This is a genomic window from Kitasatospora sp. NPDC059146, assembly GCF_042786665.1.
In the GTDB taxonomy this organism is placed as follows: domain Bacteria; phylum Actinomycetota; class Actinomycetes; order Streptomycetales; family Streptomycetaceae; genus Kitasatospora.
The window spans coordinates 11348-31999 of the sequence record NZ_JBHZCY010000069.1 but is presented as its reverse complement, the minus strand read 5'-3'; the positions used below and the strand labels follow the sequence as shown (position 1 = coordinate 31999).

General features: G+C 73.5%; 23 protein-coding genes. 2 read left to right on the top strand and 21 right to left on the bottom strand.

Annotated features, from left to right (window positions below; genetic code table 11):
* Nucleotides 1–55 precede the first annotated feature (55 nt).
* The gene (locus tag ACFXPX_RS26570; RefSeq protein WP_375890829.1) at nt 56–739 is read left to right on the top strand and encodes an ABC transporter ATP-binding protein; all 684 of its coding nucleotides are present in this window, start codon (nt 56–58) and stop codon (nt 737–739) included.
* Here ACFXPX_RS26570 and ACFXPX_RS26565 read toward each other — a convergent pair.
* From ACFXPX_RS26565 to ACFXPX_RS26555, 3 genes are all read right to left on the bottom strand, one after another.
* Nucleotides 736–1278, bottom strand: coding sequence for a Uma2 family endonuclease (locus ACFXPX_RS26565; protein ID WP_375890827.1), 543 nt, complete (start codon nt 1276–1278; stop codon nt 736–738). The genes ACFXPX_RS26570 and ACFXPX_RS26565 overlap by 4 nt on opposite strands.
* Nucleotides 1279–1286: 8 nt before the next feature.
* Nucleotides 1287–1883, bottom strand: a complete 597-nt coding sequence (locus ACFXPX_RS26560; protein WP_380643629.1) for a Uma2 family endonuclease — start codon at nt 1881–1883, stop codon at nt 1287–1289.
* A gap of 101 nt (nt 1884–1984) precedes the next feature.
* Nucleotides 1985–2695 carry a GntR family transcriptional regulator gene (locus ACFXPX_RS26555; RefSeq protein ID WP_375890824.1) on the bottom strand — a complete coding sequence of 237 codons (711 nt, stop codon included), beginning with the start codon at nt 2693–2695 and terminating at the stop codon, nt 1985–1987.
* Between the two features lie 197 nt (nt 2696–2892).
* Between ACFXPX_RS26555 and ACFXPX_RS26550 the strand changes: the two genes are divergently transcribed.
* Nucleotides 2893–3222, top strand: coding sequence for a hypothetical protein (locus ACFXPX_RS26550; protein WP_375890822.1), 330 nt, complete (start codon nt 2893–2895; stop codon nt 3220–3222).
* On the opposite strand, the gene ACFXPX_RS26545 is transcribed toward ACFXPX_RS26550, so the two are convergent.
* The 18 genes from ACFXPX_RS26545 to pafA form a co-directional block, all read right to left on the bottom strand.
* Nucleotides 3210–4169 (bottom strand): ornithine cyclodeaminase family protein, encoded by a 960-nt coding sequence (locus ACFXPX_RS26545; protein WP_380643627.1) that lies wholly within the window; start codon nt 4167–4169, stop codon nt 3210–3212. The genes ACFXPX_RS26550 and ACFXPX_RS26545 overlap by 13 nt on opposite strands.
* Nucleotides 4170–4195: 26 nt before the next feature.
* Nucleotides 4196–5221, bottom strand: a complete 1026-nt coding sequence (locus ACFXPX_RS26540) for a proline racemase family protein (protein WP_380643625.1) — start codon at nt 5219–5221, stop codon at nt 4196–4198.
* A gap of 77 nt (nt 5222–5298) precedes the next feature.
* A complete protein-coding gene (locus tag ACFXPX_RS26535; RefSeq protein WP_380643622.1) occupies nt 5299–6660 on the bottom strand; it encodes an aldehyde dehydrogenase family protein in 1362 nt (453 codons plus the stop codon).
* A 37-nt stretch (nt 6661–6697) separates the two neighbouring features.
* Nucleotides 6698–7702, bottom strand: coding sequence for a proline racemase family protein (locus tag ACFXPX_RS26530; RefSeq protein WP_375890815.1), 1005 nt, complete (start codon nt 7700–7702; stop codon nt 6698–6700).
* Nucleotides 7703–7823: 121 nt separating this feature from the next.
* Nucleotides 7824–8687 carry a dihydrodipicolinate synthase family protein gene (locus tag ACFXPX_RS26525; RefSeq protein ID WP_380643645.1) on the bottom strand — a complete coding sequence of 288 codons (864 nt, stop codon included), beginning with the start codon at nt 8685–8687 and terminating at the stop codon, nt 7824–7826.
* A 139-nt stretch (nt 8688–8826) separates the two neighbouring features.
* Nucleotides 8827–10260 carry an FAD-dependent oxidoreductase gene (locus tag ACFXPX_RS26520; RefSeq protein WP_380643620.1) on the bottom strand — a complete coding sequence of 478 codons (1434 nt, stop codon included), beginning with the start codon at nt 10258–10260 and terminating at the stop codon, nt 8827–8829.
* Nucleotides 10241–10573, bottom strand: coding sequence for a (2Fe-2S)-binding protein (locus ACFXPX_RS26515; RefSeq protein WP_375890812.1), 333 nt, complete (start codon nt 10571–10573; stop codon nt 10241–10243). The genes ACFXPX_RS26520 and ACFXPX_RS26515 overlap by 20 nt, the downstream gene beginning before the upstream one ends.
* An 82-nt stretch (nt 10574–10655) precedes the next feature.
* On the bottom strand, nt 10656–11816 hold the full coding sequence (locus ACFXPX_RS26510; RefSeq protein ID WP_380643617.1) for an NAD(P)/FAD-dependent oxidoreductase: 1161 nt from the start codon (nt 11814–11816) through the stop codon (nt 10656–10658).
* A 144-nt stretch (nt 11817–11960) separates the two neighbouring features.
* Complete coding sequence (gene tatC / locus ACFXPX_RS26505) at nt 11961–12854, bottom strand: twin-arginine translocase subunit TatC (protein ID WP_375890940.1); 894 nt, start codon at nt 12852–12854, stop codon at nt 11961–11963.
* Between the two features lie 157 nt (nt 12855–13011).
* The gene (gene tatA, locus ACFXPX_RS26500; RefSeq protein WP_380524703.1) at nt 13012–13299 is read right to left on the bottom strand and encodes a Sec-independent protein translocase subunit TatA; all 288 of its coding nucleotides are present in this window, start codon (nt 13297–13299) and stop codon (nt 13012–13014) included.
* Nucleotides 13300–13489: 190 nt separating this feature from the next.
* Entirely contained in the window at nt 13490–13666 is a 177-nt protein-coding gene (locus ACFXPX_RS26495; RefSeq protein ID WP_360230298.1) for a hypothetical protein, read from the bottom strand.
* A 21-nt stretch (nt 13667–13687) separates the two neighbouring features.
* Complete coding sequence (locus tag ACFXPX_RS26490) at nt 13688–13894, bottom strand: hypothetical protein (protein ID WP_333493513.1); 207 nt, start codon at nt 13892–13894, stop codon at nt 13688–13690.
* Between the two features lie 27 nt (nt 13895–13921).
* Nucleotides 13922–14878, bottom strand: a complete 957-nt coding sequence (locus ACFXPX_RS26485; protein WP_375890807.1) for a helix-turn-helix transcriptional regulator — start codon at nt 14876–14878, stop codon at nt 13922–13924.
* Nucleotides 14875–15855 carry a helix-turn-helix transcriptional regulator gene (locus ACFXPX_RS26480; protein WP_375890805.1) on the bottom strand — a complete coding sequence of 327 codons (981 nt, stop codon included), beginning with the start codon at nt 15853–15855 and terminating at the stop codon, nt 14875–14877. The genes ACFXPX_RS26485 and ACFXPX_RS26480 overlap by 4 nt, the downstream gene beginning before the upstream one ends.
* Nucleotides 15856–16054: 199 nt before the next feature.
* Entirely contained in the window at nt 16055–16438 is a 384-nt protein-coding gene (locus ACFXPX_RS26475; RefSeq protein WP_375890804.1) for an FKBP-type peptidyl-prolyl cis-trans isomerase, read from the bottom strand.
* Between the two features lie 161 nt (nt 16439–16599).
* Nucleotides 16600–17919 carry an FKBP-type peptidyl-prolyl cis-trans isomerase gene (locus ACFXPX_RS26470; protein WP_375890802.1) on the bottom strand — a complete coding sequence of 440 codons (1320 nt, stop codon included), beginning with the start codon at nt 17917–17919 and terminating at the stop codon, nt 16600–16602.
* Between the two features lie 217 nt (nt 17920–18136).
* The gene (locus tag ACFXPX_RS26465; RefSeq protein ID WP_380524702.1) at nt 18137–19126 is read right to left on the bottom strand and encodes an FKBP-type peptidyl-prolyl cis-trans isomerase; all 990 of its coding nucleotides are present in this window, start codon (nt 19124–19126) and stop codon (nt 18137–18139) included.
* Nucleotides 19127–19261: 135 nt separating this feature from the next.
* A complete protein-coding gene (gene pafA, locus ACFXPX_RS26460; protein WP_375890798.1) occupies nt 19262–20623 on the bottom strand; it encodes a Pup--protein ligase in 1362 nt (453 codons plus the stop codon).
* Nucleotides 20624–20652: the final 29 nt, after the last annotated feature.

The following is a 20652-nucleotide window of genomic DNA, read 5'->3' as shown; positions in this document are numbered from 1 at the left end:
CCATCGAAAGGTGCGCGTGGGCTCATGCCCCCGCCGAGCGAAGCGAGGCGGGCGCATGAGCTTGGAACTCGACCGCATCACCCTGACCTACCCGGACGGCGACGGCCGGCTCACCGCCCTGGACGACGTCTCGCTGACCGTCCCCAAGGGCACCCTCACGGCCGTCGTCGGCCCGTCCGGCTCCGGCAAGTCCAGCCTGCTGGCCGTCGCCGCCACCCTGATCGGCCCGGACACCGGCCGGGTCGTCGTGGACGGCACCGACACCGCGGGCCTCGGCCGCGCCGAACTCACCGCCCTGCGCCGCACCCGGATCGGCATCGTCTTCCAACAGCCCAACCTGCTGCCCTCGTTGACAGCCGCGGAACAGCTCCAGGTGATGGCCCACCTCGACGGCCGCTCCCCCCGCAGCGCCCTCCCCCGCGCCCTGGAACTCCTGGACGCCGTCGGCCTGCGCGACCAGGCCGCCCGCCGCCCGCACCAGCTCTCCGGCGGACAGCGCCAGCGGGTCAACATCGCCCGCGCCCTGATGAACGACCCCACGGTGCTGCTGGTGGACGAGCCCACCAGCGCCCTCGACCACGAACGCGGGGCGGCCGTCCTGGAGTTGATCACCGAACTCACCCACCGCCGGGCGACCGCCACCGTCCTGGTCACCCACGACCGCACCCACCTGACCGCCGTCGACCAGATCGCCGAGGTCCACGACGGCCGCGTGACCATCCCCGCTCCGACCCGTTAGAAGAGGAGGTCGTCCACGCTCAGGGCCACCACCGCGCCGATCGACTCCGGCAAGGTGAACTCCCCCGAGGCGTGGACGGCCTGCTCCCGGTACACGCCGTCCACAGGGTCCGTCATCACCAGGACCCGACGCCCGATCCGGTCCACGACCACGTAGACCGGCACCCCCGCGAGCGCGTAGGCGGCGGGCTTCCTGGTGAGATCGCTGCACAATGCGGCCGAGGTCACCTCCAGCACGAACCGGAAGATCTTCGGGTCGTAGCAGTTGTACGTGACCATGTGATCGTCGCTGTCCGCATCGACGATCGACAGGTCCGGCATCGCGAAGTCATCGGGCCCGGTCGGCAGCCAGATCGCGATCCGTTGGAAAACCTCGGTATCTCCATCGTCCGACCCCGCCGCAGAGCAGGCCCTCCGCACACGGTTCAGGACCCTGGCATGCCGCATGTCCGGCACCGGTTCAACGGACACCTCGCCACCGAGCACCTCCACCCGGCGCCGGGGAAAGCGCTCGAAAAGGGCGTCAGCCAAGTGGAGCACGAAGACGACTACTTCTTGGTCATGAGTACGTCGTCCACCGAGAGCGTCACCGTTGTCCCGATCGACTCGGGCAGCGTGAACGACTGCCCCGGATGGTGTACCGCGTGCACCCGGTACTCGCCGTCCTTGGGGTCGGTGAGCACCATGACCCGCTGGTTCGTCCGGTCCACGATGACGTAGACGGGCACCCCTGCCTCGGCGTACAGCAGAGGCTTGACCTTCAGATCAGTCGTGAAGTTCGACGATGTCACTTCCAGTACAAGACGGAAGACCATCGGGTCATAGCAATTGAGCTCGATCAGGTGTTCTCGGTAGTCGGCATCGACGACACACAGATCCGGAACCGCATAATCGGACGGTCCGCTCGGCAACCACAGACCCATCCCCGGGACCACTCGGGACACATCACCATGGAGCCCCGCCGCCGACAAAGGGATGATCAGGTCGGTGAGCATGTCATTGTGCGGCCCGTCCGGAGGCGGCGTCACCGTGATCTGTCCTCCAAGAACCTCGACCCGGTGCCCCACGAGTCGATCGGAGATCAGCTTTGCGGCTTCGAGCAACGTCACCTGCTCGAAGGGTCCTTCCACTGCGGCGGCGGACATGGAAATCCTCCTGGCTGCCGATGTCGGGACCATCATGGTAGAGCGCGGGCACCCTCCGACGCCCGATCCTCCGCATTCACCCGAACGGGTGGTTTAGCCCCCTACCGAGCCCGGAGCCGCAAGCCCGGGCGCTCCGCCTCGGCCTCCTCGTCCTGGCCCGCCCAGAGCGAGCGGACGTGGCTGAGGTGGCGGGTCATGCAGGCCTCGGCCGCCTCCGCGTCGCCGCTCAGCATCAGGTCGAGCAGCTCGACGTGCTCCTCCGCCGAGGAGACCAGCTGCCCCAGCTCGTCCAGCCGGGTCAGCCCGTACAGCCGGGAGCGCTTGCGCAGGTCGCCGACGACCTCCACCAGCCGGGCGTTGCCGGCCAGCCCGAGCAGGTCGAGGTGGAACTGCCGGTCCGCCTCCAGGTAGCCGATCAGGTCGTGCTTGCGCGCCGCCGCGACGATCGCCTCGGCCTCGGGGCGCAGCCGCTCCAGCTGCTCCTTGGTGGCGGTACGGGTGACCAGGCCGACGGTGGGGACCTCGATCAGGGCGCGGATGCCGGTGTAGTCGTCGAGGTCGCGCTCGGTCAGTTCGGTGACCCGGAAGCCCTTGTTGCGGACGGCCTCGACCAGGCCCTCCCGGGCGAGGTCGAGCATGGCCTCGCGGACGGGGGTCGCGGAGACACCGAAGTCGGCGGCGAGGGCGGGGGCGGAGTAGACGACGCCGGGGCGCAGTTCGCCGGAGATCAGGGCCGCCCGGAGCGCGTGGGCGACCTGGTCGCGGAGCCGCTCCTGCACGGAGATCAGGGTGCGGGACTTGAGCTCGGCCATGGTGTTCCTCCGGTGGGTGCAGAACACCAGCGTACAATGTCACGTTACGTTGAGCGTGCAACAAGCCGGGAATCCGAACAGCCTGTCACGGTCGCCGCCGCCGACGTTCATGGTGGCAGCGACCACCGGTCGGCACAACGGTCGACGCCACACCGGCGACCGCCGGAACACCCTCGGACGAACGGAGAGACCGGAACGTGGGCATCGAGATCGCCCTGCACGACGGCCGGCCCGGCGCCGGCCGCACCGCCCCCGCCCTGCTGCACCTGTCCACCGGCCACGGCCCGGCCCTCGCCGCCGCCCTGGCCGCGCACACCCGGCCCGCCGACCACCGGCTCGCCCGGATCGACCCGTACGGCGACACCCACTTCAACGAGCAGGACGCGGCCGCCGCCTTCGAGGAGGCCACCGCCCTGCTCGCCCGCTGCACCACCGAACCGCAGCGGGCGGCCGTCCGCGACCTGCGCAACCTGCTCGCCAACTGCGCAGCTATACCGGGGAGTTGGCTCAGCCTCTACGGGGACTGAGGCGACGACGGCGCCCCGGCCCGGTACACCTCCGCCGCCACCGCCAGGTCCTCCCAGGCCATCCCGACGCTCTTGAAGAACCGCGGCCGCCCCTGCGGCAGCAGTGCGTCGCCGCGCAGCAGCTCGGCCAGGTTCCACACCTGCCGCCGCCCGAGCGCGCCCGCCAGCAGCAGGTCCCCGGCCTCCCGGGCCGCGACGGCCCGCGCCTCCACGTACAGTTCGGCCCGCCCGACCAGCACCTCGTCCACCTCGCGGGCGTCCGGCTCGTGCGAGCCGACCGCCGCGACGGCCGCGTGGTCGGGCACCAGCGCACCGTCGAACAGCGGGGTGCGCGCGGTCGTGCAGCAGACCACCACGTCCGCCCGCCCGACCGCCTCCGGCCCGCCCACCGAGGCGGTCAGCCCGAGCGCCCGGCCGTACTCGGCCAGCGCGCCCGCCCGTCCGGCGTGCCGCGCCACCACGGTGAGCCGCCGCAGCGGCCGCACGGTGAGCAGCGCGTCCAGGTGCCCGTAGGCCTGCGGCCCGGAGCCGAACACCACCACGTGTTCGGCCTCCGGGACCGCGAGCCGCGCCAGCGCCGCCGCCGTCACGGCGGGCGTGCGCAGGGCGGTGAGGGCCGCGCCGTCCAGCAGCGCCAGCGGCTGGAGCGTCGGCCCGTCCAGCAGCAGGTAGCTGCCGGTGATCCGGGGCAGTCCGCGCGCGGGGTTGGCCGGCGCCACCCCGGCGATCTTCACCCCGGCGTACGGCCCGGCGGCGGCGGGCATCAGCAGCAGCTCGCCGGCGGGCACCGGTACGGCCGACCGGGCGGGCGCCGCCTCCGGGTCGAGCCCGTCCAGCAGCACCCGCTCGATCGCCCGCACCGCCCCGGCGGGCCCGATCCCGCCGGTGCCCGGCACGGCGTACTGGAGCGGCTCAGCCCCCGCGCCGGGCAGCTCATCAGGGGTCACGGCATCGGGGGGCACAACATCGGGGGTCACAGCGTGAACCCCGGCGCGTCCCCGGGCTCCAGCACGAACAGGTGCTCCCCGGTGCGGTACGCCGTCCCGCCGACCTCGGTGACGACGCCCTCCCCCAGCGGGTCGCCGCCGCCCACCACCCGCCCGGTGAACACGGTGCCGATGACGGACTCGTGCCGCAGCTCCTCGCCCGGCGCGATCCGCCCTTCGGCGGCGAGCACCGCGAGCCGCGCGGAGGTGCCGGAGCCGCACGGCGAGCGGTCGATCTGCCCGTCCGCGAACACCACGACGTTCCGCTGGCTCAACACCCCCTCCTCCGCAGGAAGTTCGTCGTACAGCACGACCCCGTACACCCCGGAGAGCCGCGGGTCGGTCGGGTGCGCGACGGCCTCCGACCCGGCCAGCAGCGCCCTGATCTCCCGCCCCGCGGCGACGAGTTCGGGCAGCAGCCCGGGCTCGACGGCGAGCCCGAGGGCGGCGGCCGGCACCGAGGCGTAGCACGCCCCGGAGTGCGCCACCGCGACCTCGACCGTCCCCCGCGAGGTCTCGACCGGCAGCTTCAAGGCGCTGACCCGGCTCAGCACGTTGCGGAAGGTGACCCCGGTGGTGCGCCCGCCGCTCCGCCGCACCAGCGCGGTGACCCGCCCGGAGGGGACGTCGATCCGCACCCGGGCCACGCCGTCCGCGGGGGCCGGGACCAGCCCGGAGTCCACGGCCCAGGCGCCGAGCGCGATGGTGCCGTGCCCGCAGGCGGTCGAGTAGCCGTCCTTGTGCCAGAACAGCACGCCCAGGTGGGCCTCGTCGTCGTCCGGCGGCACCAGGAACCCGCCGTACATCCCGGCGTGCCCGCGCGGCTCGTGCACCAGCAGCCGCCGGACCTCCTCCAGCGCGCTCGGCCGGGGCGCGGTCGCGCTGCCGCCCGCGCCGATCGCGATGGCCCGCCGCTCGGCGACGCTGTCGCCGGGGATCGGGGGCACGCCGTCCAGCACGATCCGGAACGGCTCGCCGGCCGTGTGGTAGTCGACCGTACGGACGCACAGCACCGGCCCCGGCCCCGCACCCGGCGCCGTCCCGACCCCTGTCCCCGTCCCCGAGCCCGTCCCCGCTGCCCTGCCCGGCATCACAGCCCCCCGCCCGGCAGCACGCTGACCGTCCGGCCGACGGTGTAGAACTCCAGTGCCGCCCGGCCCTGTTCGCGCTCCCCGTGGGCCGCGCCCTTGGTCCCCCCGAACGGCAGGTGGAAGTCGACGCCGCTGGACGGGGCGTTGACCCGGATCATGCCCGCGTCCAGCCGGTCGGCGACGGCCAGCGCCGCGTCCAGGCTCCGGGTGTGCACCGAGGTGGCCAGGCTGTGCGGAGTGTCGTTGGCGAGCGCGACGGCCGCGTCCAGGTCGGCCGCCGCGTGCAGCACCGCGACCGGTCCGAAGAACTCCTCGCGCGCCAGCGGGTGTTGCGGGGGGACGTCGGCGAGCAGGGTCGGCTCGACGTACCAGCCGGCCCGGTCGGGCGCGCCCCCGCCGACCAGCACGCTCGCCCCGTCCGCGACGGCCGACTCGACCGCCGCCACCAGCCGCTCCCGCGCGTCGGCGCCGATCACCGGCCCGCAGACCGTGTCGTCCACCGCCGCCAGCGCCTTGACCAGGGCCTCGCGCAGCGGCTCGTACGCCGTCCCGACCGCGATCACCCGGCTGGTCGCCGTGCACTTCTGTCCGGCGTACCCGGCGATCGCGGCCGCGATGTGCCCGGCGGCCAGTTCCACGTCCGCGTCCGGCAGCACCAACGCCGCGTTCAGGCCGCCGAGTTCGGCCTGCACCGGCACCCCGCGCCCGGTGGCGGCCAGGACCACGGCCCGGCCGACGCCGGTGGAGCCGGTGAAGGAGACCACGTCCGCCGCCGCGACCAGCGCCGCCCCCTCCTCCGCGCCGCCGGGCAGCACCGCGAGCACGTCCGGGGGCAGCACGGCCGCGGCCAGCTCGGCCAGCCGCAGCGCGCACGCCGTCGCCTCCGGCGCGGGCTTGAGCACCGCCGTGTTGCCGACCGCCAGCGCCGGAGCGGCCTTCCAACTCGGGATCGCCAGCGGGAAGTTCCACGGCGCGATCAGCCCGGCCACCCCGTGCGGGCGGCGCCGGGTGAACAGCAGGCCCGGCCCGGCGGCGGTCTCGTGCACCGCGCCGGACGGCTCGTACGGCGCCTGGGCGTAGTAGCGCCAGATCGCCGCCGTCCGGGCGACCTCCCCCCGCGCCTCGGCGAGCGGCTTGCCGACCTCGCGCACGATCAGCGCGGCGAGTTCCTCGGCGTGCGCCTCGACCGCCTCGGCGATCCGGCCCAGCGCGGCCGAGCGGGCGCCGGCACCGGCCGCCAGCCAGCCGCCCTGGGCCGCCCGGGCCCGCCCGACGGCGGCCCGCACGGCCTCGGCGCCGGGTGCCTCGACGGCGACCACCAGGTCGGTCGGGTCGGCGGGGTTGTACGAGGTGATGGTCACAACTAGCAGCCCTTCAAAGCGCGTTCGGGAGGGAGCGTCAGAGCAGGAAGCCCGCCGGGAACGGGTCGTCCGGGTCGAGGAAGTACTGGGCGGTGCCGGTGATCCAGGCCCGCCCGGTCACGGTGGGCACCACGGCCGGCCGCCCGGCCACCTCGGTCTCCTCGACCAGCCGCCCGGTGAAGGTGGTCCCGATGAAGGAGTCGTTGCGGAAGTCCCGCCCCAGCGGGAGTTCGCCGCGCGCGTGCAGCTGGGCCATCCGGGCCGAGGTGCCGGTGCCGCAGGGCGATCGGTCGAACCAGCCGGGGTGGATGGCCATCGCGTGCCGGGAGTGCTCGGCGGTGGAGCCGGGGGCGAGCAGCTGGACGTGGTGGCAGCTGTGGATGGAGGGGTCCTCCGGGTGCACCGGCCGGTCGGGGCTCGCGTTGATCGCGTCCATCAGGGCCAGGCCGGCGTCCAGGATGTCCTGCTTGCGCTCGCGCTCGAACGGCAGCCCGAACTCGGCGAGCGGCAGGATGGCGTAGAAGTTGCCCCCGTACGCGAGGTCGTAGCCGATGGTGCCGTGGCCGGGCACCTCGATCTTGCGGTCCAGCGCGACGGAGTACGAGGCGACGTTGCGGATGGTGACGGCCTTGGCCGCGCCGCCCTCCACCCGCACCTCGGCGACCACCAGTCCGGCGGGGGTGTCCAGCCGTACCGTGGTGACCGGCTCGACCACCGGCACCATCCCGGTCTCGACCAGCACGGTGGCGACGCCGATGGTGCCGTGCCCGCACATCGGCAGCAGCCCGGAGACCTCGATGTAGAGCACCCCGAAATCGGCGTCCGGCCGGGTCGGCGGCTGGAGGATCGCGCCGCTCATCGCGGCGTGCCCGCGCGGCTCGTACATCAGCAGGGTGCGGAAGTGGTCCAGGTGCTGCTGGAAGTGCACCCGGCGTTCGGCCATGGTGGCGCCGGGGATGACGCCGAAGCCCCCGGTGATCACCCGGGTCGGCATGCCCTCGGTGTGCGAGTCGACGGCGTGGAACACGTGACGGCTGCGCATTCCGCACAACTCCTCTGAAGAAGCGGTTGGTTGAGGCCGGCTGCCCGCACAGCCGGCCGTACGACGGGTGGTGCCGGTAGTACCAGTGGTGCTGGTGGTGCCGGCCCGTGTCGGGCAGGCCCTACGCCAGCCCCTCCGCGAGGGCCTTCTCGGTGGCCGCACGCACGGCCGCCTCGATCTCCGGCTCCAGCGGCTGCCGCGGCGCCCGGACCGGCCCGCCGGGGCGTCCGGCGATGTCCATGGACAGCTTGATGGCCTGGACGAACTCGGTCTTGGAGTCCCAACGCAGCAGCGAGTGAAGCGACTTGTAGAGCGGCAGCGCGGTTTCCAGGTCGTGCCCGACGGCCGCGCGGTACAGCGCCGCGGACGCCTCGGGCAGCGCGTTCGGGTACCCGGCGATCCAGCCGACGGCCCCGGCCAGCGCCAGCTCCAGCAGCACGTCGTCGGCGCCGATCAGCAGGTCCAGCCCGGGCGCCAGCTCGGCGATCTCGTAGGCCCTGCGGACGTCCCCGCTGAACTCCTTGACCGCCACGATCGAGCCCTCGCCGTGCAGTTGGGCGAGCAGCGCGGGCACCAGGTCGACCTTGGTGTCGATCGGGTTGTTGTACGCGACGACCGGCAGCCCGGCCCGGGCGACCTCCGCGTAGTGCGCCCGCACCGAGGCGTGGTCGGCCCGGTAGGCGTTGGGCGGCAGCAGCAGGACGGAGCCGGCGCCGGCCTCGGCGGCCTGCTCGGCCCAGCGGCGGGACTCGGCGCTGCCGTAGGCGGCGACCCCGGGCATGACCCGGGCGCCGTCGCCGGCCGCCTCGACCGCGACCTCGACGATCCGGGTGCGCTCCTCGGCGGTGAGCGTCTGGTACTCGCCCAGCGAGCCGTTCGGGACGACGCCGTCGCAACCGGACTCGATCAGCCAGCGGACGTGCTCGGCGTAGGCGTCGTAGTCGACGGAGAGGTCCGGGCGCAGCGGGATCGTGGTGGCGACCATGATGCCGCGCCAGGGGCGGGTGGTGTCGTGCGGGGTGATGGACACGTTGGGCTCCTTGGTGAGGTGTGACATTTTATAAACAGTGACAGGCCGGAGACAAGGGTCCCCGCCCGAGACGTTCCGACGGATCGGGCCCGGCCTACTCCCCCGGGCCGGCCGCCAGCTGCGAGAGCGGCACCGGGCAGGCCATCGGCCGCCGGTCCGCCCCCGGCTCCGCAGCGCCGGACAGGCAGGCCACGGCCGGACCGCACATCCGCCCCTGGCACCAGCCCATCCCCGCCCGGGTGAGCAGCTTGACGGTCCGGGGATCGCCCGCGCCCAGCTCCTCCACCGCTTCCGCGATCCGCGCGACCGGCACCTCCTCGCACCGGCACACGTCGGTGTCCGGCCGCAGCCACCCGGTCCAGCCGGGCCCGGGCCGGTGGGCCGCCGCCATCAGCGCGGCGAACTCCCGCAGCCGGGCCCGGCGGCCCAGCAGCGCCCGCCCGGGCAGCACCCCGGCGACCGCGTGCGCGGCCAGCTCCCCCTCGGCGAGCGCGAGGTCCGCACCGCCGACGCCGTTGGTCTCCCCCGCGGACCACAGACCCGGGACGGAGGTGCGCAGCCTGGCGTCGACCCGCAGCGCGACCGCGCCGTCCGGCCCGGTGAGGGTGTCCGCGCCGAGTTCGGTGGCCAGGTCGACCTGCGGCAGCAGCCCGTGGCCGACGGCGAGCGCGTCGCAGGCGATCCGCCGCTCGGTGCCGGGCAGCGGCCGCCAGTCGGCGTCCAGCCGGGCCACGGTGACGCCGGTGACCCGGTCCGTCCCGTGCGCCTCGACCACCGCGCTGCGCGGCCGCAGCCGTACGCCGTGCCGCAGCAGCGCGCCGCCGTGCCCGGCGCCCTCGACGAGCTTGGCGGGGACGGCCGCCAGCACGCCGGGGCGCCGGGCGTACCCGAGGTAGCCGCTCGCCTCGACCACCGCCGGGACCTCCGCCCCGGCGGCGACCAGCGAGGAGGCCGCGGCGAGCAGCAGCGGTCCGCTGCCGGCCACCACGATCCGCCGGCCGGGCAGCACCAGCCCGGCCTTGAGCATGGCCTGGGCGCCGCCCGCGGTGACCACCCCGGGCAGCGTCCAGCCGGGGAAGGGCAGTTGGCGCTCGTACGCGCCGGTGGCGAGCAGCACCGCCCCGGCCCGGAGGGTCGCCCGGTCGGCGGCCTGCGGGCCGCGGGTGACGTGCAGGGCGAAGCCGTCGGCGGTCCGCTCCAGCGCCCACACCTGGTGCCCGCCGCGGAAGTCGGCCCGCGGGTGGGCTTCGAGCCGCGCGGCCAGCCCGGCGTACACCGGCCAGCGGTGGTGCAGGCGGTCCGGACGGCTCGCGCCCAGTCCGGGCGCCGGGTGCCGGTAGTACTGCCCGCCGGGCCGGTCCGCGCCGTCCAGCAGGACGCAGCGCAGCCCGAGGTCGGCGGCGGTCACGGCGGCGGCCAGCCCGGCCGGCCCGGCCCCCACCACGGCCAGGTCGTAGGCCGACCCGGAGCGCCCGGCCGACCCCGAGCCCTCGGACGACTCGGAACGCTCAGACGGCGAGATCGGCACGACCGTGGCCCTCCTGACTGGTGACGACGGTGCCGGGCTCGGCGGGCAGCAGGCACAGCCGCTGGTTGGCCCGGCCGTCCACGGTGGCCAGGCAGTCGAAGCAGGCGCCGATCCCGCAGAACGCCCCGCGCGGCCGCCCGCCGGTCCGGGTGGTGCGCCAGGCGAGCACGCCGTCGGCCCAGAGCGCGGCGGCGATCGACTGCCCGGGCAGGGCGCGGACGGCCCGCCCGTCGAACTCGATCAGGTGCCCGGGCCCGGGGTCGGCCCCGACCAGCCCGGCAGGGGTTCGGCGACGCGTCACCGGCTTCTCCATTCCGTCGTCCAGCTCATCCGATCCGATCCGTCCACGGCCCGGCCCACACCGACACCCACGCCCGCCACCCCGCCCACGCCCGTCACCCCGCCGGGAACCGGTCGGCCCGGAACGGCGCGAGGTCCAGCCCCGGCCGCTTGCCGGTCAGTTGCTCGGCGATCAGCAGCCCGGTGGCGGGCGCCAGCCCGATCCCGGCCCCCTCGTGCCCGCAGGCGTGGTAGAGCCCCGGCACCCGGGGGTCCTCGCCGATCGCGGGCAGGTGGTCCGGCAGGTAGGGGCGGAAGCCCCGGTAGACGCGCATCACGGTGACGTCCGCGAGCACCGGGAACAGCTCCGCCGCCTGGACGGCGAGCCGGCGCAGCACCTCCTGGGAGAGGGTCCGGTCGAAGCCGACCCGCTCCCGGCTGGCGCCGATCAGCACCGGTCCGCCCGGGGTCCCCTCGACCACGGCGGAGGTCTGCAGATCGGCCGAGCCGCTGGCCACGTCCGCCACGTAGTCGGCGGCGTAGACCTTGTGCCGGACGATCCTGGGCAACGGCTCGGTGACCAGGACGAACCCGCGCCGGGGCAGCACCGGCAGGTGCGCCCCCGCCAGCGCGGCCAGTTCGCCGCCCCAGGTGCCGGCGGCGTTGACCACCGCGGGGGCGGCCAGTCGGCGCCGGGCGGTCCGTACGCCGCGCACCGCGCCGTCCGGGCCGCGCTCCACGGCCGTCACGTCCTCCCCGGTGATCAGTTCGGCGCCCGCCCGGCGGGCCTCGCGCAGCAGGTGGGCGGCGGCGAGCGCGGGCTGCACCTGGGCGTCCTGGGGGTAGTGGTAGCCGCCCGCGAGCCCGGGGGCGAGGTGCGGCTCCAGCTCGCGCAGCCGCTCGGCCGGAACCTCCTCGGCGCTCACCCCGGCCGCGGCCTGCCCGGCGGCGAAGGCCCGCAGCGCCTGCTGTCCGGCCTCGGTCGAGGAGACCACGACGCCGCCCTTGGGCTCGTACTCCACGGCCGGGCCGAGCTGTTCGGCGAGTTCGCGCCAGAGCCGGGTGCTGAGCAGGGCGAGGTCGAGTTCGGGCCCGGGTTCCTTGTCGGAGACCAGCAGGTTGCCCTCGCCCGCCCCGGTGGTGCCACCGGCGACCGGCCCGCGGTCGACGACGGCGACGGCGAGTCCGGCCCGGGCGGCGTAGTAGGCACAGGCGGCGCCGACGACTCCGGCGCCGACCACGACGACGTCCAGTGGAGGTGTCCAGGTCTTCAGCACGCCAGTAATATGTCACATGCCATCTGCTCTGCCAAGAGTCCCCTGCCCTTCCCCGGAGAGTCCCCCGAGAGTCCCCGGAACGGCGGACGGCCCCGGCCCCCCCACGAAGCGGGAACCGGGGCCGCGGCCCGATCACTCACCGGCTCAGGTGATGTCGTCCATCTGCTCCCGCCGTGCGCCCGGCACCGGAGCGGCGCCCGCCGCCGGCGTCGCCGAGGCCTCGACCGTCTCCGTACCCGCCACCGGCTGCACCGAGAGGTCCACCTCGGAGGCCTCCTCGTCGTCCAGCTCGGCGTCCGGGTCGTTCCGGCGCTTGCGCCGGTCGTTCATGATCGAGATGCCCACCGCGATGAAGTACAGCGCCCAGATCGGCGCGGCCAGCGCCAGCATGCTCAGCGGGTCGGCGCTCGGCGTCGCGAAGGCCGCGAACACCGTGATGCCCATGACCATGCCGCGCCACCAGCCGAGCAGCCGCTTGCCGGTGACCATCCCGACCTGGTTCATCATCACCAGCAGCAGCGGGAACTCGAAGGCGAGGCCGAAGACCAGCACCATCCGGGTCGCGATGTCGAGGTAGTCCTCGGGCGGCAGGATCGGCGTGGTGTTGTTCGGGGTGAACGAGATCAGCACGTCGACCGTCGTCGGCAGCACCAGGATCGCCACGGCCACACCGGCCAGGAACAGCGGCGCCCCGCAGAGCATGAAGACGACCGCGTACTTCTTCTCGTGCCTGTGCAGACCGGGCGCCACGAAGGCCCACACCTGGTACAGCCAGATCGGCACGGTCCCGACCACGCCGGCCGTCAGCGAGACCTTCAACATCCAGGTGAAACCGGCGGTCAGACCGATGTTGGAGACCTGGGCGCACTTGCCGTGGTACTGCCCGGCGGTCTCCACGGTGCAGCGCGGCAGCGGCTGCAGCAGGAAGTCCTCGATCTGCTTGTGGTAGATCGCCGCGATGACGGTGATCACCAGGATCGCCAGGACCGACTTGACCACGCGGTTGCGCAGTTCCCGCAGGTGATCGGCGAGGGCCATCCGCCCCTCAGGATCCTTGGGCGCCTTCTGCGGCGCCTTGGAGAGCTTGCTCAACCCCGGTCCTCAACTCGTGCGTCGAGGCCCGCCGGTCGACGGGCCTCCGTGGTCGCTCGCGGCACCCGTGCCGCGTACCTCGGGTACGTCACGCGCGCCGCGCTCAGTGCGGGCGCTCGCCGCCGGGCACACCCGGGGCGCCGGGCGCCGGCTCGACGATCCGGGCCTCCGGCTGCGCCGAGCCCTGCGCCGAGACCTGCGGCGGCGCGGACGGCCGGACGGCCGACGCACTGCCCTCCGGCTCCTCCTCCGAGCGCATCGCCCTGGCCTCGCTCTTGAGGATCCGCAGCGACTGCCCCAGCGAGCGCGCCAGGTCGGGCAGCCGCTTGGCCCCGAACAGCACGACGGCCACCACCACGACCACCACGATCGCGGTCATCGAGAAGCGCATGCGCCGACCACCTTCAGCATCCGCGGCCCGACAGGCCGCCCGCCGCGGATGGTAACCGCTGCGGATGACGCCCCGACGACGGCCGCCCGAACAGGACAGCGGCCCCGACCGGCAGGACTGGAGCCACTGAGAGCGTAACCCGCCCTCACCTCAGGACAGCAGCCCCCGTACCGGCGATGACCCGGCCGTGCTATCGGGCGGGAACGGCCTCGGCCAGCTCCCCCGCCGCCTCGGCCAGCGCCCGGGACGCCGCGTCCACGCCCTTGGCCAGCGCCCGCACGTCCAGCCAGAGCCGGATCGCGAGGACCCCGAGGACCAGCAGGCCCGCGGTGGCGAGCAGGACGGCGGCGACGAGCATCCAGGACATGCGCCCCACCCTATACGGGGGTCACCCCTCCGCCGGGACGAGCCGCATGGTGCGCACCCCGGCCGCGGTGAGCGCCTCGACGATCTTCTCGCCGGCCGGTTTGCGGACCGCCGCCCCGCAGAGCGGGCAGCCGAAGCTGTAGTGCGCCTGCGCGGGAGTCCGGCCGAGGGTCAGCCGGAACTCCTCGGCCGGGAGCTCGACCTTCTCCCGGCACTGCGAGCAGTACACCTTGAATCTCGTCCCGGGCTCCACCGCTCAGTCCCGCCCCTCCCCGTAGGCGGCCAGCGCCTCCCGCGCGGCCGAGCGCGCCTGCTCGGCCGGCTCGGGCGGCGAGACGATCCGGCCGTCCCGGCCCAGCCGCAGCGCCAGCGGGCGCAGCTGGGAGGGGTCGGCGCTGCGCAGGGTGATCCGCAGCCCCCCGTCGGGCAGTTCCTCGGCCCGGTCGTGGGTGTAGTACTCGGCGACCCAGCGGCCGCCGGAGGAGACCTCGACCACCACCTCCGGGTCGTCGGCGGCCGGGTTGACCAGCCCGCCGCTGAGGTCGCGCGGCTCGCGCCGGGGCGGGTCGGCCGGGACGTCCAGGACGCGGATCTCGGCGACCCGGTCCAGCCGGAACATCCGGTGGTCCTCCGAGGTGCGGCACCAGGCTTCCAGGTAGGTGTGGCCCTCGGTGAGCAGCCGGATCGGGTCGACCTCGCGCTCGGTCATCCCGCCGCGCCCGTGCGAGTAGTAGCGCAGCCAGAGCCGGCGGCCCTCGCTGAGCGCGCGGTCGATGTCGGCGAAGACGTGGCTCTCGGCCTCGAAGGTCACGCCGACCCGGGCGCTGCCCTCGGCGCTCTCCCCCGCGGCGTTCTCGATCTTGGCGACGGCCCGGGTGAGGGCCTCCCGGTCCCCGGCCCGCAGACCGGGCAGCCCGGCCACCGCCCGGGCGGCCACCAGCAGCGCGGTCGCCTCGTCGGCGGCCAGCCGCAGCGGCTGGGCCACGTCGTCGACGTTGTGCCACCAGATCCGCTCGCCGTCGGTGTCGATGTCGAGCAGGTCACCGCCGCGGAAGCTGGTGCCGCACATCGGCAGCACGTTGAGGTCCGCGATCAGCTCGCGCTCGCTGATCCCGAACGCGCGCGCCACCTCGGCGACCTCGGCCCCGGGCCGCTCGCGCAGGTAGGTGACCAGCGACAGCATCCGTCGCGTCTGGTCGATCGCATTGCTCATGCCCGAACGTCCTCCGTGTCCAGCCCCGCGACCGCCCGCAGCCGGTCGATGACATCCGCCCGCAGCTCCTCCGGGCCGAGCACCAGCACGTCGGGCCCGAACTCCGCGAGGTCGGCGCCCAGCCCGTTGCCGTACGGGATCTCCAGCTCGTCCCAGACCTCGTCGACCCGGGTGCTGCCGAGCGCCTTGGTGCGCAGCGGGAAGCCCGCGCCCCGGCGGACCCGGACGGTCGCGGTGGCGGTGGCCCCCTCACCGGCGAACTTGGCCACGGTGGCCCGGACGTCCACGTGCTCGGGCACGGTGCCCAGGAACGCCCCGCTCCTGGCCTTCACCCTGCCGGTGATCCGGCTGAGCCGGAACACCCGGGCGTCGCCGCGGTCCCGGTCGTACCCGGCCAGGTACCAGTGCCCGCGCCAGCACTCCAGCGCCCACGGCTCGACGCTGCGCTGCTCGACGGCCGCGGCACCGGCCTTGCGGTACTCGAAGGTGACCGGGCGGCGGTCCCGGGCGGCGGTGAGCAGCGGCTCGAACGCGGCCTCCCGGGCGGGGATGCGCGGCTCCAGGGCGGTCCGGCCCTCGGCCTCGGTGAACGGCACCCCGGCCGCGCGCAGCTTCTGCAGCGCGCCGCTGGCCGCGCCGGACATCTTGGCCTGCTGCCAGACCCGGGCGGCCAGGGTCAGCGCGGCCGCCTCCTCGGCGTCCAGCGCGATCTCCGGCAGCCGGTTGCGGTCGGCGCGGGCGAGGTAGCCCAGCTCACCGTCCAGCGTGCTCTCGTCGACGTCGATCACCAGGCCGAGCTCGCGCAGGTCGTCCTTGTCCCGCTCGAACATCCGGTTGAAGGCGTCCTCGCTGCTGTTCTGCCAGGCTTCGCGGTAGGCCTCGATGGATTCCCGCAGCTCCTTCTTGGAGAGCGGACGTCTGGTGTTCATCAGGCACAGGGCGAGATTCATCAGCCGCTCTGCCTTGGCGATCGCCATCGCTGACCCTTCCGGTGTGCCGCGCCGCGCGCGGGGTGCGCCAACCGGGCGATCCCCACCCGGCGGGACCGACCGTACCGGTAGCGGTACGCACTGCAAAAGCCGCGTCCCGCGGCCGGTCCCCGGGAGCCGCCGTCCGGGCCCGGGAACGGCCTCGGGCCGGGCCCCCGAAGGGGTCCGGCCCGAGGTCACAGCAGGCTCAGACGGCCAGCAGGTCGACCACGAAGATCAGGGTCGAACCCGCCGGGATGAGCGGCGACGGCGACTGGTTGCCGTACGCCAGGTGCGACGGGATGGTCAGCTCGCGACGGCCGCCGACCTTCATGCCCTTGACGCCCTGGTCCCAGCCCTTGATGACCCGGCCGCCGCCCAGCGGGAAGCGGAACTCGTTGGGGCTCCGGTTCCAGCTCGCGTCGAACTCCTCGCCGGTCTCGAAGGTCACGCCGACGTAGCGGACGCTGACGTTCTGACCCGGCTTGGCCTCCTCGCCGTCACCGACGACGATGTCGCGGATCTGCAGCTCGGTCGGGGCGTCGCCGATCGGGAAGTCGATCTCGGGCTTCTCGTTCAGGTTCACAGCCATGGTCCCTCTTCTCACGTTCCCAAATTCCCTACACGACCAAGCGGCGGACACCCGTGCCGCGGTCCGTCCGGACCACGGTACGGGCGCCCGCCGCCCGCCGGGACGCGGCCACGCGGCCGCACCCGAAGGTCACACGCGCACCATTGTCCCCGAAAAGTCGATCAGCCCTGACCGGCGTCCAGGATGTCCACCACGAAGACCAGGGTCGCACCGGGCGGGATGTCGCCCTGGCCCTTGTCGCCGTAGCCCAGCGAGGCCGGGATCACCAGCTCGACCCGGCTGCCGACGGTCTGGCCCGTCAGCCCCTGGTCCCAGCCCTGGATGACCTGGCCGCCGCCGACCGCGAAGGAGAACGCCTGGCCCTTGCTGAGCGAGGAGTCGAAGACCTTGCCGTCCTTGGCCAGCGCGCCGGTGTACTGGACGACGACCTTCTCGCCCTTCTCCACCGCCGGCCCGGTGCCCTTGATCAGGACGTGGGTCTTCAGCTCGGTCGGGTCCTTGGCCCCGGCCACCGGGGTGATGTCGGCCGGCTTCTTGCCGTTGTCCTTGACCTGCGGGAAGTCGGCCGGCGGCGGGGTGACGGTGCCGCTGACCACCGCGTCGGGCGCGTTGGCGTTGCGGACGTCGATCACGAAGATCAGGTTGTCCTTCGGGCCGATCGACATGTCCGGCTTGCCCTGGGAGCCGAAGCCGGCCGCCGGCGGGGCCACCACCAGCAGTCGGCTGCCGGCCTTCTTGCCCATCACGGCCTGGTCCAGCGCGGGGATCAGCGCGTCGGTGCCGGCCTGGAAGATCTGCGGCTTGCCCTTGTCGTCGTACGAGCTCGGGATGTCCTTGCCGGTGTTCCAGTCCTTGGCGGTGTAGTCCACCGAGGTCCAGGAGTTCTTGTCCACCTTGGGGCCGTTGCCCTCGGACAGCACCTTCACCACGAAGGAGCCGTCGGAGGCCTCGCCCGGCACCTGGATCTCGGCCTTCTTGCCGAAGTCACCGGTGACGGTCGGCAGCACCTTGGCGCTGTCCTTGATCGGCGGCACCGGCTCGGCGGTCGGCGTGGGCGGCGCGGACTTCGTCGCGTCCGGCTGGGCGGCCGAGGCGGTGTCCTTCGACGAGTCCTTGTTCACCATGTACAGCGTGATGCCGCTGCCGACCAGCAGCACGGCGAGCACCGTGCCGAGGATCACGCCCAGCTTGCCGACGCCGGGCGGGTTCTCGTCGTACCCCGCCTCCGAGCTGTCGGCCTTGCGCACGTTGCTGGCGAAGATCTGCGGGGCCTCGTCGTCGTCCGACTTGGGTCCGGCCGCGCGCGGCTTGTCACCGGGCTGCGCCCAGCCCGCCTGCTGCGCGAGGATCGCCGGGGGCACGACGATCGACTCACGGTCCGCCGTGGCCTGCCCTCCCGGGCGGGAGGCGGCCGGGTCACCCGCAGAGCCGTCGTTCGCCGCGGTGCCGGCCGCGCCCGGGCTCGGCGTCTTCTCAGTCATGACTCCCCATCCATCTCGCCACGAGGTCTTCCAGGTCTGCGCCCGGCGTGGTGAGCGCCGGCCTGCCGCCGTACCCGTCCGCCCCGGACCCCGGCGCCGGGCGGCGCCTGCCACAGTGCGAGGGCAGTATGACAGCTCAGGATGAGGACGGACGCTTTGTTGTACGAGCGTCCGCCCAAGCGTACGGAATCCTCCCGGCGACTTCCTAGAGCGCCCGCTAGACCGCTTCCAGAATGTCGATCACGAAGACCAGCGTGGAGTTCGGCGGCACCGACCCCTGGGCCTGGTCCTTGTAGCCCAGGGCCGGCGGCACCACCAGCAGCACCCGGCTGCCCACGTTCTGCCCCACCAGCCCCTTGTCCCAGCCCTCGATCACGCTGCCGGTGCCGATCTGCACGGCCTGCGCCCCGCCGTGGGTCCAGGAGGCGTCGAACTGCTGCCCGTTGCCCCACAGCACCCCGGTGTACTGCACGATCAGGGTCTGCCCGGTCTTGACCTGCTTGCCCTCGCCCTTGATCAGCACGGCCTGCTGGAGGTCGGCGGGGGCGGCCTGCCCGGCCGGGACGGTGATCCCCGCCGGTGCCTTCCCGTTGTCCTTGACCTGCGGCAGCGTCGCGGCGGGCTGGGTCATGTTGCCGGTCAGCGTGGAGTCCTGCGGCAGCGCCTCCACGATGTCCAGCACGAAGACCACGGTGTCGCCCTTGTTGACGCCCAGCTGGGTGGAGCCCTGCTCGCCGAAGGCGGCCGCCGGCGGGGCCACCACCAGCAGCCGGGTGCCCACCTTCTTGTCGATCACGGTCTGGTCCAGCGCCGGCACCAGCTGCCCGCTGCCGGCCTGGTAGAGCTGGGGCTTGCCGTTGTCGTCGTACGAGCTGGGCAGGTCCTTGCCGGTGGTCCAGTCCTTCGCCGTGTAGTTGACCGTCACCCAGTCGCCCTTGCCGACCGTCGACCGCTCACCGTCCGTCACCGTGTTCACCACGAACTGGCCGCTGGGCTGCTGGCCCTCGGGGATGGTGATGGTGGCCTTGCTGCCGAAACCACCACCCGAAAGAGTGGGCATCGGGGAGGCCTCGCCCACCGGCGCCGGCACCGTCGGGGCCGCGCTCGGGGTGGACGGCGTCGCCGGTCCGGCCGCCTTGGGCGAGCTGCTGCAAGCGACCGCGAGCAGCAGCGGCAGGGTGAGAAGCAAACCGGCGGTGCGGCGCACGGTGGTCCTAACTGTCGGTCGAAGTCGGCTCTCCCGACTCGACGGACAGCGTATGCCCGGCATGCGTCCGGCCCCGGTAGACACCACCGGGGCCGGTCAACGCCGAGGGCACGGCGGTCGGTCACACGCCGACGGTCACATGCCGGCGATCAGCTTCTCCACCCGCTCGTCCACCGAACGGAACGGGTCCTTGCACAGCACGGTGCGCTGCGCCTGGTCGTTCAGCTTGAGGTGCACCCAGTCCACCGTGAAGTCCCGGCGCTGCTCCTGCGCCCGGCGGATGAAGTCCCCGCGCAGCCGGGCCCGGGTGGTCTGCGGCGGGACGGACTTGGCCTCGAAGGTCTTGAGGTCGGTGGTCACCCGCTTCGCCTGGCCCTTGCCCTGGAGCAGGTAGAACAGGCCGCGCCGGCGGTGGATGTCGTGGTACGCGAGGTCGATCTGGGCGACCCGCGGGTTGGACATGCTCATCTCGTGCTTCTCGCGGTAGCGCTCGATGAGCTTGTACTTCATGATCCAGTCGATCTCGGTGGCCACCGTGTCGAGGCGCTCGGTGCGCACCGCCTCCAGGGTGCGGCCCCACAGTTCGAGCACCTGGGCGATGGTGCCGGTGTTGATGCCCTTGCGGTCGGCGAACTCCAGGGCCTTGCTGTAGTACTCCTCCTGGATGTCCAGCGCGCTGGCCTCCCGGCCGTTGGCCAGGCGCACCTGGTGGGTGCCGGTGAGGTCGTGGCTGACCTCGCGGATCGCCCGGATCGGGTTCTCCAGGGTGAGGTCGCGCATCACCACGCCGGCCTCGATCAGCCGCAGCACCAGGTCGGTGGAGCCCACCTTGAGCAGGGTGGTGGTCTCCGACATGTTGGAGTCGCCGACGATCACGTGCAGCCGGCGGTAGCGCTCGGCGTCCGCGTGCGGCTCGTCCCTGGTGTTGATGATCGGGCGGGAGCGGGTGGTGGCGGAGCTGACGCCCTCCCAGATGTGCTCGGCCCGCTGGCTGACGCAGAACACCGCGCCGCGCGGGGTCTGCAGCACCTTGCCCGCGCCGCAGATCAGCTGGCGGGTGACCAGGAAGGGGATGAGCACGTCGGCCAGCCGGGAGAACTCGCCGTGCCGGGCCACCAGGTAGTTCTCGTGGCAGCCGTAGGAGTTGCCGGCCGAGTCGGTGTTGTTCTTGAAGAGGTAGACGTCCCCCGCGATGCCCTCCTCGTGCAGCCGCCGTTCGGCGTCCACCAGGAGTCCTTCGAGGATCCGCTCGCCCGCCTTGTCGTGCGTGACCAGCTCGGTCACGTCGTCGCACTCGGGGGTGGCGTACTCGGGGTGGGAGCCGACGTCGAGGTAGAGCCGGGCGCCGTTGCGCAGGAACACGTTGCTGCTGCGGCCCCAGGAGACGACCCGGCGGAACAGGTACCGCGCGACCTCGTCCGGCGACAGCCGACGCTGCCCGCGGAACGTACAGGTCACGCCGTACTCGTTCTCCAGCCCGAAAATCCGGCGGTCCATGAGCACTCCATTCTCTGTCGGAGCTGTCC